Consider the following 12053-nt stretch of genomic DNA (forward strand, 5'->3'; position numbering starts at 1 on the left):
ATCCGGTATCCCGGCAGCGACAAAAACTTTCCTCTTGACGCCCGAAGCCTGAACGCATATCGCCGTCCGTGGGCCACCCCTCCCCAACGAGGGGCCACTATCTGGAAGGATAGACCACGATGACGACGCTTACGAAGCCCGGACTCCGTCCGGCAAATCCCAATTTTTCCTCTGGTCCCTGCGCAAAACGTCCCGGCTGGTCGGTCGAGGCGCTGAAAGCTGCCGCGCTCGGCCGTTCCCACCGCGCCAAGATCGGCAAGACCAAGCTCGAACAGGCGATCGCGCTGACCCGCGAAATCCTCCAGGTTCCTGCCGATTACCGCATCGGCATCGTGCCGGCTTCCGACACAGGTGCCGTCGAGATGGCGCTGTGGTCTCTTCTCGGCGAGCGCGGCGTCGACATGGTCGCCTGGGAAAGCTTCGGCTCCGGCTGGGTCACCGACGTGGTCAAGCAGCTGAAACTCGCCGATATCAGAAAGATCGAGGCCGGTTATGGCGCGCTGCCTGATCTGACCAAGATCGATTTCGATCGCGACGTGGTCTTCACTTGGAACGGCACGACCTCGGGCGTGCGCGTGCCGGACGGTGACTTCATTCCCGCCGATCGCAAGGGCCTGACCATTTGCGACGCTACTTCAGCGGCCTTCGCGCAAAGGCTCGACTTCGAGAAGCTCGATGTCGTGACCTTCTCCTGGCAGAAGGTGCTGGGCGGCGAGGGCGCGCATGGCATGCTGATCCTGTCGCCGCGCGCCGTAGCGCGGCTGGAGAGCTACAAGCCTTCATGGCCGCTGCCGAAAATCTTCCGCCTGACCTCGGGCGGCAAGCTGATCGAGGGCATTTTCAAGGGCGAAACCATCAACACGCCGTCGATGCTTTGCGTCGAGGATTATCTCGACGCGTTGAACTGGGCGAAGTCGGTCGGCGGCCTCGATGCGCTGATTGTCAGGGCGGATGCCAATGCCGCCGTGCTCGACCGGTTCGTGGAAAGATCATTCTGGCTCGGCCATCTTGCGGTGGCCCCGGCGACACGCTCGAACACGTCGGTCTGTCTGTCCTTCACCGACGCCGATATCGCGGCGCTCGACGCTGATGGACAGGCGGCGTTTGCCAAGGGCCTCGTCTCGACGCTCGACAAGGAAGGCGTCGCCTACGACATCGGTTCTTATCGCGATGCCCCGCCGGGATTGCGCATCTGGTGCGGCGCAACCGTCGAGACCTCCGATCTCGAAGCGCTGCTGCCTTGGCTCGACTGGGCCTTTGCCAGCCAGAAGGCGTCCCTCAAAGCGGCCGCCTGAGAGTTTCCGTGGCGGCCCTGAGGGCCGTCCGTTCCCGGATCAATTTCATTTCAAGGAGGCCGCCATGGCGCCCCGCGTGCTCGTCTCTGACAAACTCTCTCCCACCGCCGTGCAGATATTCAAGGATCGCGGCGTCGAGGTCGACTATCTGCCCGACCTCGGCAAGGACAAGGAAAAGCTGCTCGAAGTGATCGGCAAGTATGACGGTCTCGCCATCCGTTCGGCGACCAAGGTCACCGAGAAGCTGATCAACGCGGCCACCAATCTCAAGGTTGTCGGTCGCGCCGGCATCGGCGTCGACAATGTCGATATCCCGGCGGCAAGCCGCAAGGGCATCATCGTGATGAACACGCCCTTCGGCAATTCGATCACGACGGCCGAACACGCCGTGGCGATGATCTTCGCGCTCGCCCGCCAGATCCCGGAAGCCAACGCTTCGACCCATGCCGGCAAATGGGAGAAGAACCGCTTCATGGGCGTCGAGATCACCGGCAAGACGCTGGGCGTCATCGGCTGCGGCAATATCGGTTCGATCGTCGCCACACGCGGCGTCGGGCTGAAGATGCACGTCGTCGCCTTTGATCCGTTCCTGTCGGACAAGCGCGCCGAGGAGCTCGGCGTCGACAAGGTGGAACTGGACGAACTCTTCGCCCGCGCCGACTTCATCACGCTGCACACGCCGTTGACCGACAAGACCCGCAACATCATCGATGCGGCGGCGATCGCCAAGATGAAGAATGGCGTGCGCATCATCAACTGCGCGCGTGGCGGGCTGGTGGTCGAGGCCGACCTGGTCGCGGCGCTGAAGAGCGGCAAGGTGGCAGGCGCCGGCATCGATGTGTTCGAGGTCGAACCGGCGGAGCAGAATGCGCTGTTCGGCATGGAGAACGTGGTGGCGACACCACACCTTGGCGCCTCGACGGCGGAAGCGCAGGAGAATGTCGCGCTGCAGGTCGCCGAGCAGATGGCCGACTACCTGATCAAGGGCGCGGTCTCCAACGCCATCAACATGCCCTCGATCACGGCGGAAGAGGCGCCGCGGCTGAAGCCGTTCGTCAAGCTCGCCGAAGTGCTGGGCGCCTTTGTCGGCCAGGTCACCGAGGATCCGATCAGCGAGGTCGAGATCCTGTTCGACGGCTCGACCGCGACGATGAACACGCGGGCGCTGATCAGTGCCGCCCTGGCCGGACTGATCCGGCCGCAGGTCGCCGACGTCAACATGGTGTCGGCGCCGATCATGGTGAAGGAGCGCGGCATCATCGTCGCCGAAGTCAAGCGCGACAAATCTGGCGTCTTCGACGGTTACATCAAGCTGACCGTCAAGACCGAGCACATGACGCGCTCGATCGCCGGTACCTGCTTTTCGGACGGCAAGCCGCGCTTCATTCAGATCAAGGGCATCAATCTCGACGCCGAGGTCGGCCAGCACATGCTGTATACGACCAATGCCGATGCGCCCGGCATTATCGGCCTGCTCGGCACTGTCTGCGGCGAGAACGGCGTCAACATCGCCAACTTCCAGCTCGGCCGCAATCGGCCGGGCGGTGACGCTATCGCACTGCTCTATCTCGACGCCCCGTTCCCCGAGAAGGTGCTGGAGCAGGTGCGCGGCCACAAGTCGATCGATTCGGCAAAGCGGCTGCGGTTCGATGTGGGCGGGATCTAGCTCCCCCACGCCCTCTGAGGTGACAAGCCATACATCAGACGCCCCGTTTGCCGGCATGCATGCGGGGCGTCTCCACGACCGCTGGAGCCGCCCGAGGGCTTGCGTCGTTGCGGGCGCCGCCGCAGGCGTCGCGCCAACGGCGTCCTTGCGTCAAGCTGCTGCAAGATATCCTTTTTAGCCGTCAGTACATTAGCGGATGTAGATAAGCATAAGGTCTGGCCCAATCTAACGATTTTGTGATCTGCTTGACGATCCCGGTTTCTTTCCGCACGCTGCGGTCAATTGATGGATGCGATCTAAACTTAACTGAGTTGGTCATGATTTTGCGCGTAACATCCGGCGCGCCTCTGTTGCTGTCGGGGTGCCTTCGATGGATCATCGCAATACTGTCCGACTGAGCCGGCGTCTTTTTCTGTCTTCGGCTGCGATGTTTACAGTGACGGCAACATCGGCAGGTTTTGCCCGATCCTTGTCTGGCTCGCTGCCCTGGGCGCCGCTGTCTTCCGATCCTCCGGTGCAGGTAGTGTCCGGCGGCTGGCAGTTCTTCACGCCGCAGGAAGCCGCGCTGGTCGAGGCTATCGTCGACCGCATCATCCCCGCCGACGATCTGTCGATGGGCGGCAAGGAGGCCGGCTGCGCCGTCTATATAGACCGTCAGTTGACGGGCGCGTTCGGAACGTCGAGCCGGCTCTACACAAAAGGACCGTTTTTGCCGGCATTGCCGACGCAGGGCTACCAGGGCGAGGCAAACCCGGCCCAGCGCTACCGCTCCGGCCTGGCCGCCATAGACGCTTTCCTGAAACAGCGCGATGGCAAGGCATTCACCGAACTCCAGCCGGCCGATCAGGATACGTTCCTGGCCGCGATGGAGGCTGGAAAGGTCGACTTGCCCAATGGAGTCAAGGCTGCCGGCTTCTTCGGACTTCTGCTGCAGAACACGATGGAAGGGTTCTTTGCCGATCCGGTCTATGGCGGCAACAAGGACATGGTGTCGTGGCGCATGCTTGGTTTCCCCGGCGCGCGCTATGACTACCGGGATCACGTCAGCAAGCACAATCAGCCCTATCCGCGGCCGCCCGTCTCGATCGAGGGCAGCCCGGAATGGCTCGTGAAAAGGAGCTGACCATGACGACGATACTGCCCCGCAAGGACGTCGTGATCGTCGGCCTCGGCTGGACGGGGTCCATCCTTGCACATGAACTGACCGATCAAGGCCTGGACGTGCTGGCCATCGAGCGTGGTCCCTGGCGCGACACGGCGACCGATTTCAACATCGGCTATGCGCAGGACGAGTTGCGCTACAGCGTGCGGCGCGACCTGTTCCTGCAGCCAGCCGTCGAAACCATGACGATGCGCAACGACCCTTCGCAGACGGCGCTGCCGATGCGCGATTTCGGCTCGTTCCTGCCCGGCAACGGCGTCGGCGGCGCAGGCGTCCATTGGAACGGCCACACCTGGCGGTTCTGGGACTCCGACTTCCAGATCAAGACCAACCTGACCAAGAAGTATGGCGCGGCGCGGATCGCCGATCTCCAGGTCGAGGACTGGGGCGTGACCGGCGCCGAGATGGAGCCGTATTACGACCAGTTCGAATATCTGGCGGGAATCTCGGGCAAGGCCGGCAATATCAAGGGGCAGATACAGGAAGGTGGCAACCCGTTCGAGGATCCGAGGTCCCGGGATTACCCAAATCCGCCAATGGAGATGACCTACGCGCCGACCCTGTTCGCCAATGCCGGCCGGTCCATGGGACTGCACCCGTTCCCGACACCGTCCGCCAACATGTCGCGGACCTATGTCAATCCGCTCGGCATCACCATGGGGCAGTGCACCTACTGCGGATTCTGCGAGCGGTTCGGCTGCGCCAACTACTCCAAATCCAGCGCCCAGACCACCATCCTTCCCGTGCTGATGAAGAAGGCCAATTTCGAGGTGCGGACCGACAGCGAGGTGCTGCATGTCGATCTCGCCGCCGGCGGCAAGTCCGCGCGAGGTGTCACTTACGTCGATACGTCGGGGCAGGAATTCTTCCAGCCGGCCGATCTCGTGCTTCTGTGCGCCTACGGCCTCCACAATGCCCGGCTGATGATGCTGTCGGGCATCGGCAAGATCTACGATCCCGCTACCGGCGAGGGCACCGTCGGGCGCAATTATTGCTACCAGACCAATGCCGGCGTGCAGGTGTTCTTCGACGACAAGAACTTCAACCCATTCATTGCCGCGGGCGCGCTCGGACAGACGATCGATGACTATAATGGCGACGCTTTCGACCATGGCGGCCTCGATTTCGTCGGCGGCGCGGGCATCAACTGCATTCCCACCAATGGACGTCCGATCGGGACGAGGCCGACGCTGCCCGGCACGCCGAAGTGGGGTAGCGCCTGGAAGAAGGCGACCGTCGCGGGCTACAAAAGCACGCTCGGCTTCTCCTCGCAGGGCAGCAGCTACGCGACGCGCACCAACTACCTCGACCTCGATCCGACCTACAAGGATCGCTTCGGCCGGCCGCTCATGCGCATGACCTTCGATTTTCCCGACAATGATATCCGAATGTCGAATTATCTCTGCGACCGGATGGAGGAGATCGCGAAGACGCTTGGGGGCAAGCAGTACAATGTCGGCCGCCGCAAGAAGGGCTGGGACAGCGTCCCTTATCAAAGCACCCATAATACGGGCGGCGCCATCATGGGAACGGACCCTGGGAAGAGTGCGGTCAACAGCTTCCTGCAAAGCTGGGATGTGCCCAACGTCTTCGTCATCGGCGCCTCGGCCTTTCCGCAGAATGCCGGCAAGAATCCGACGGGAACGGTCGGCGCGCTCGCCTACCGCGCCGCTGACGGCATCCGCAATCACTATTTGCGCAATCCCGGCGCGCCCTTGGTGCAGGCATGAGGACGCTCGCCGCCGCCGCCGGCGCCGCTATGCTGGCGATCACGCCGGCGCTCGCCGCCGACCAGGCCGACCAGATCATCCGTGGCCAGTATCAGGCCGTGCTCGGCGATTGCGCGGGCTGTCATACCAGGCCGGGCGGCAAGCCGCTGGCCGGCGGCCTGCCGCTCGAAACGCCTTTCGGCACACTGGTGCCGCCCAACATCACGCCCGACCACGAGACGGGCATCGGCAATTGGTCCGAGGCAGATTTCTGCAACATGATGAAGACCGGCGTCGGCCACAATGGCGTGCGGCTTTATCCCGCCATGCCTTACCCCGCCTATACCAGGATGAACGAGCAGGACATTTCCGACCTGTGGGCCTACATGACCACGGTCGACCCGGTCTCGAACAAGGTCGAAGCCAACCAGCTGCCGTTCCCGCTGAACATCCGGCTGGCGATGTGGGGCTGGAACCTTCTCAACTTCAGCGAGGCAAGCTTCCAGGCCGACCCCTCCAAATCGGCGGAATGGAACCGCGGCGCCTATATCGTCCAGGGCGCCGGGCACTGCGGCACCTGCCACACGCCCAAATCGTTCCTTGGAGCGGACCAAGACAGCGGCTTCCTGCAAGGCGCCTCGCTGCAAGGCTGGTTCGCCCCCGACATCACCAACAATGCCCAATCCGGCCTGGGCAAATGGTCGCAAGAGGATGTGGTCGCCTACCTCAGGACCGGCGTCAACGCGCATTCGATCGCATCCGGTCCGATGGCCGAGGCGATCGAGAACTCGACCTCCAAAATGACGGATCCCGACCTCAAGGCCGTGGCCGTCTATCTTAAGAGCCTGGGGCCGGACACCGGCAATGCGCAGGCGCCCAAGCCCGACGAGGCGCGGATGGTGGCGGGCGCGGCGATCTATCATGACAATTGCTCAGCCTGCCATGGCGGCGATGGCGCCGGGGCCGGAGCGCTTTTCCCAGCGCTTGTCGGCAACTCGATCGTCGCGCAGGGCAATCCCGAGACCCTGGCCCGCGTCGTTCTCGCCGGAAGCCAGGCCGTGCACACGGCCGGCGCGCCGACGACGCCTTCGATGCCCTCGCTGGCATGGCGGCTGAAGGACCAGGAAATCGCCGACGTGCTGACCTATGTGCGCGGCAGCTGGGGCAATTCCGCTTCGGCGGTCTCGTCGGACGATATCGCAGCGGTGCGCAAGGAATTGGTGCAGTAATTTAGGCGCGCGTTAAACGCCGGATGCCATCTTGCGCCCGCTGTATTCCGCGAGCCCGATGCCGCCCAGAACGAGGATCAGCGCCAGCGCCTGATAGAGCTGGAAGGTCTCGCCGACGATCAGCACCGAAAGCAGCGTGCCGAAGATCGGCACCAGATTGATGAACAGGCCGGCGCGGTTGGCGCCGATCAGTTCGTTGCCCCTGATATAGGTTATCTGCGAGATGACCGAAGCGCCGATCGCGGTGTAGACGATGACCGCCCAGCCGCGGGCGTCGGGCACGATCACCTTGCTGGCGGCGGCTTCCCACAGGAAGAAGGGCAGTGAGGTGATGAGCGCGGCGAACGACATGGCCAGCATCAGGCTTTGCCAGCGCATCGCCGGCTTCAGCCGCAACCCGACCGAATAGCTGCTGTAGAGAACGACCGCGACCAGCATGATGGCGTCGCCGAAATTGAGCTCCAGCGTCAGCAGCCGGCGCGGATCGCCATGGCAGGCGGTCAGGATGACGCCGAAGACGGTCAGCACCACGCCGGCGATCTGCGCCCAGTTCACGCGCAGGCGGAAGAAAACGAAATTGGCTGTCATGATCAGGATCGGCATCGCCGCCTGTTCGATCGAGACATTGATCGCCGTGGTGTAGTTGAGGGCGGTGTAGAAGATGGTGTTGAACAGGGTGAAGCCGCTGGCGCCAAGCGCCGCCAGCACGAGCCAGTGCCGGCGCACGACGGTCCAATCCTCCTGGATCGTGCGCCAGCCGATCGGCAGCAGGATCGCCACGGCCAGCATCCAGCGCAGGAAGACCAGCGTCATCGGCGAGACGTGGCCGACCGCCAGCTTGCCGGCCACCGAATTGCCGCCCCACAGCAAGGTGGTGAGCAGCAGGAACATGTAGGCGTTTCGATGCATCGCGGGCTTCCGGCCGCGGGATGGGCCGCGGTGTTTGCCGGCCTATTGCCCCGGTCAGCCCAAGTAAATGATGTCAAAGCCGAAAATTGTTGTGCCTCAGGGCATTTTCGGCGGCAAAGAAAGGTCGCACTCGCGAGGTCTTGACGCTATAGAGGCCTGTCGTTTCGAACCATATTCAAGCCGCGCGGCGGCGTCTCAAGGGAAAAGAAACATGGCCAATGTGGTGGTCGTCGGCTCGCAATGGGGCGACGAAGGCAAGGGCAAGATCGTCGACTGGCTGTCGGAGCGCGCCGATGTCGTGGTGCGTTTCCAGGGCGGCCACAATGCCGGCCACACGCTGGTCGTCGACGGCAAGGTCTACAAGCTGTCGCTGCTGCCTTCGGGCGTCGTGCGGGAAGGCAAGCTGTCCATCATCGGCAATGGCGTCGTCTTCGATCCGCATGCTTTCGTCGCCGAGGTGCAGAAACTGAAAGGCCAGGGCGTGGACGTGACGCCGGATCGCCTGAAAATAGCCGAAAACACGGCGCTTATCCTGTCCGTACACCGGGAGCTGGACGGGTTTCGCGAGGATGCCGCTTCAAATTCCGGAACAAAGATTGGCACGACCCGACGCGGGATCGGCCCCGCCTACGAGGACAAGGTGGGGCGGCGCGCGGTGCGGGTGATGGATCTGGCGGATTTGGAAACTTTGCCCTTGAAGGTCGACAGGCTGCTGACGCACCACAATGCGCTGCGTCGCGGGCTCGGCCATGACGAAGTCACGCATGATGCGATCATGCAGGAATTGACCTCGGTCGCGAACGACATCCTGCCCTACATGGACCGCGTCTGGAAGGTGCTCGACGACAAGCGCCGCGCCGGCGAGCGCATCCTGTTCGAGGGCGCGCAAGGCACGCTGCTCGACATCGACCACGGCACCTATCCCTTCGTCACCTCGTCCAACACGGTCGCCGGCCAGGCCGCCGCCGGCTCCGGCGTCGGCCCGGGCGCCATCGGCTATGTTCTCGGCATCACCAAGGCCTACACGACGCGTGTCGGCGAAGGTCCGTTCCCGACCGAGCAGAAGAACGAGATCGGCGAATTCCTCGGCACGCGCGGCCATGAATTCGGTGTCGTCACCGGGCGCAAGCGCCGCTGCGGCTGGTTCGATGCGGTGCTGGTGCGCCAGGCGGTTGCCGTCAACGGCATCAAAGGCATCGCGCTGACCAAGCTCGACGTGCTCGACGGGTTGGATGAGATCAAGGTCTGCACCGGCTACAGGCTGGACGGCGAGACGATCGACTACCTGCCGGCAAGCCAGGGCGCCCAGGCCCGCGTGGAACCCATCTACGAGACCTTGGAAGGCTGGAAGGGCACCACCGCCGGCGCACGCAGCTGGAACGACCTTCCGGCCCAGGCCGTCAAATATGTCCGATACATAGAGGAGTTGATCGGCGCGCCGGTCGCACTCCTCTCCACCAGCCCGGAACGGGACGACACGATACTTGTGACCGATCCGTTTCAAGACTAGTTTCTGAAGCCTTTCCGGGCATCGCGGCTGATTTGCGGGGGCCGGCGCGGAGGCAAAAAATACAGGTCGACTGAAGCATGGCAGATTTCGTTGCTGTTCTGAAAAACGCGTTCGAGAAGCACGGCGACGAGACGCCCGAGAAGCGTACGCGCATCTATAACAGCGTGCGCGCCATGCTGGCCAAGAAGCTGGCGGAATATTCGCCGCCGCTGGCTTCCGAGGCCATAGACAAACAGAAACGCGCGCTGGACGACGCCATTGCCGGCGTCGAGCGGGACTATGTCAAGAGTGTGCCCGAGCCGGATCCGCTCGCGGAACTGGAACACATCTTTTCCTCCATCGACCGCAACAAGAACCAGTCGAACCACGTCAAGCAGCCGGCCAAGGCGGAGGCTGCCGCAATTCCTGCTCCGTCTCCGTATCGGCCCGCCCCGGCCACGGTCAGGCCGGAGCCGTACAAGCCGGCACAGCCGGCGGCGAACCCCGAACCCTACCGGCCCGCTCCAGCCGCCAAGGTCGAGCCTGGCTGGCAAAGGCCGGCGCCGGTGCAGCCCGCTCCGGACTTTTCCGAGAAGACCTTGCCGGGGATGGACGCGGATCGGGACGACGACCAGGACGACGTCTTTGCCGATGACGAAGCGCCTGCCGCCACCGACACTTTCGAGCGTTTGCGGCCGGCCGAACGCAAGCGCAGCTATGGCGGGCTGATCGCCGCCGTCGTCGCACTGCTGGTCGTTGCCGGCGGCGGCTACGGCATCTGGCTGAACAAGGATGCCTTCGGCAAGATGCTGGGCCTGGAGAGCAGCAAGGTTGTTGCCAAAACCGAGCCGGTGAAAACGACGCCGGCCAAGCCGGCGACCGATGCCGCGGCCACGCCGCCGGCGCCCGCGACCGGCGCGGAAGGCACGAAGTTCACGCAGCGGCTGACGCCTGAAGGCGGCGAGACCGACCCCGGCCCAGCCGGCGGGCAAAGCGGCGTAGGCGAGGGCGAATCCGTCGCCGCGCTGACGACACCGCCAACGGCAACGAATGCGCCGGCCACGGCAGCGCCGGCGGTTCCCGCGCCGGCTGCCAATACGCCGGCTGCCAATACGCCTGCTGCCGGTACGCCCGCGGCAGGCGCGCCAGCCGCGACCACGCCCGCGGCGGGCACCCCGCCCGCGACACCGCCCACCAACGGAACCGTGCCCGCGGCCCCGGCCGATGCCGCCGCCACGCCGCCGCCCGCACCGGCAGCCGCAACGCGGCCGGCGGCACCGGCTCCGGCCGTGGCGCCAACCTCGGTTCCGGTCGGCCAGAAGGCGATCTTCTATGAGGAGCGCACCAGCACCGCGCAGGGTTCAGCCGAGCCCGGCAGCATCGTTTGGTCGCTGGTGCAGGAATCGCCCGGCGGCGACCTGCCGCCAGAGCCTGCGATCCGTGCCGAGGCGACCATTCCCGGCAAGGACATCCAGTTGCGCATGACCATCCGTCGCAACACCGACCAGACCCTGCCGGCCAGCCATATCATCGAGATGATCTTCCTGACCCCAGACGGGTTCGAGGGCGGCGGCGTCGACAATATATTGCGCGTTGCCATGAAGAGTTCGGAACAGGACGCCGGCAGCCCGCTGATCGGCATCCCGGCCAAGATCGCCGACGGCTTCTTCCTCGTCGCGCTCAACGACACCAAGGCCGACGAAGACGCCAACATGACCCTGTTGCGCGGCCAGGACTGGATCGACGTGCCGGTCGTCTACAAGACCGGACGGCGGGCACTGCTGACCATGGAAAAGGGCATTCCCGGCGAGAAGGTGTTCGACGAGGCGATCAAGGCCTGGCAGGCCAAGACGGCGGGCTGAGACGGCGGGTTGAGACGGGCGGCGTGACGGTCGCCTCCGTTCAGAATCCTTGGAACAGCATGTCGAGCGCGGCAACGATGTCATCGTGATGCTTCGCCAGGTTCAGCCGACTTTCAACCAATTCGCTTGCGGGAACGGTGGCGATCAGGTGTGTCGCCATGACCAGCTTCCGTCCATTGATCTCGAAGATCGGATGAAGCTTTCGCATTGGCGGCGGCACCGTTGCGACCGGCAGAAGCGGAACGACAACCCGCGTCTTGAAATTGTCGAGCAGGTCGGATTGGACGTCGAGCAAATAGTTGTCTTCAACGCGACCGGCGAAGACATCATAGCGGGGCATCAGAACTGCCGATACTCTTCCAATGGGATGCCGTTCTTGTCGATGTAGTCGTTCCACGCATCCATCGTGGTACGGTTCTCAAGCTTCCACAGCCGCCCCTTTTCAGCTGCCACCGCCTCCGCGATGCCGGCTTCCGCAGCGCGCGAGACATTCACGTTAAGCCCCTTGGCTTCCCGCATGAGGTTCGAGTCGATCGACAGATTTGCTGGCTGACGGATCGCATTCAAGGCAATCTTACGCATAATGGCCTCCGCAACATGCGCATAATGTATGCGCATTCCGATGTGGAGGCAATGCTCAGGCGCAGCAAGGAGCGCCCCACTATGGCTCCGGGCGCTCGTCGCTTCAGTCGACAAATCGTTGTCAATCGATCGGCCTACGGCCGACCGCTC

The 12053-nt window shown here is 63.8% G+C and carries 10 protein-coding genes; 7 read left to right on the top strand and 3 right to left on the bottom strand.

Annotation, left to right across the window (positions count from 1 at the left end; all coding sequences use genetic code 11):
• Positions 1 to 119: 119 nt before the first annotated feature.
• The 5 genes from FJ543_RS09085 (at position 120) to FJ543_RS09105 (ending at position 7061) form a co-directional block, all read left to right on the top strand.
• The gene (locus FJ543_RS09085) at positions 120 to 1295 is read left to right on the top strand and encodes a phosphoserine transaminase (RefSeq protein WP_140874773.1); all 1176 of its coding nucleotides are present in this window, start codon (positions 120 to 122) and stop codon (positions 1293 to 1295) included.
• 64 nt (positions 1296 to 1359) lie between these two features.
• Positions 1360 to 2961 carry a phosphoglycerate dehydrogenase gene (gene serA / locus FJ543_RS09090; RefSeq protein WP_140874774.1) on the top strand — a complete coding sequence of 534 codons (1602 nt, stop codon included), beginning with the start codon at positions 1360 to 1362 and terminating at the stop codon, positions 2959 to 2961.
• Positions 2962 to 3388: 427 nt separating this feature from the next.
• Positions 3389 to 4084: a gluconate 2-dehydrogenase subunit 3 family protein gene (locus tag FJ543_RS09095; RefSeq protein WP_224622357.1), complete on the top strand. Its 696-nt coding sequence runs from the start codon at positions 3389 to 3391 to the stop codon at positions 4082 to 4084.
• A 2-nt stretch (positions 4085 to 4086) separates the two neighbouring features.
• Positions 4087 to 5853 (top strand): GMC family oxidoreductase, encoded by a 1767-nt coding sequence (locus FJ543_RS09100; protein ID WP_140874776.1) that lies wholly within the window; start codon positions 4087 to 4089, stop codon positions 5851 to 5853.
• A complete protein-coding gene (locus FJ543_RS09105; RefSeq protein WP_140874778.1) occupies positions 5850 to 7061 on the top strand; it encodes a cytochrome c in 1212 nt (403 codons plus the stop codon). The genes FJ543_RS09100 and FJ543_RS09105 overlap by 4 nt, the downstream gene beginning before the upstream one ends.
• A 12-nt stretch (positions 7062 to 7073) precedes the next feature.
• Here FJ543_RS09105 and FJ543_RS09110 read toward each other — a convergent pair whose 3' ends face one another.
• On the bottom strand, positions 7074 to 7970 hold the full coding sequence (locus FJ543_RS09110) for a DMT family transporter (RefSeq protein WP_140874780.1): 897 nt from the start codon (positions 7968 to 7970) through the stop codon (positions 7074 to 7076).
• Between the two features lie 211 nt (positions 7971 to 8181).
• Here FJ543_RS09110 and FJ543_RS09115 point away from each other — a divergent pair, with 211 nt between their 5' ends.
• Together FJ543_RS09115 and FJ543_RS09120 are read left to right on the top strand one after the other, a co-directional pair.
• Positions 8182 to 9480 (top strand): adenylosuccinate synthase, encoded by a 1299-nt coding sequence (locus FJ543_RS09115; RefSeq protein WP_015315287.1) that lies wholly within the window; start codon positions 8182 to 8184, stop codon positions 9478 to 9480.
• A gap of 77 nt (positions 9481 to 9557) precedes the next feature.
• Positions 9558 to 11321 (top strand): hypothetical protein, encoded by a 1764-nt coding sequence (locus FJ543_RS09120; protein ID WP_140874782.1) that lies wholly within the window; start codon positions 9558 to 9560, stop codon positions 11319 to 11321.
• A gap of 40 nt (positions 11322 to 11361) precedes the next feature.
• Here FJ543_RS09120 and FJ543_RS09125 read toward each other — a convergent pair whose 3' ends face one another.
• Positions 11362 to 11661: a CcdB family protein gene (locus tag FJ543_RS09125; protein WP_015315289.1), complete on the bottom strand. Its 300-nt coding sequence runs from the start codon at positions 11659 to 11661 to the stop codon at positions 11362 to 11364.
• A complete protein-coding gene (locus FJ543_RS09130; RefSeq protein ID WP_140822558.1) occupies positions 11661 to 11903 on the bottom strand; it encodes a type II toxin-antitoxin system CcdA family antitoxin in 243 nt (80 codons plus the stop codon). The genes FJ543_RS09125 and FJ543_RS09130 overlap by 1 nt, the downstream gene beginning before the upstream one ends.
• Between the last annotated feature and the right edge of the window lie 150 nt (positions 11904 to 12053).

Source organism: Mesorhizobium sp. B2-5-7, assembly GCF_006440875.1.
Taxonomy (GTDB): domain Bacteria; phylum Pseudomonadota; class Alphaproteobacteria; order Rhizobiales; family Rhizobiaceae; genus Mesorhizobium; species Mesorhizobium australicum.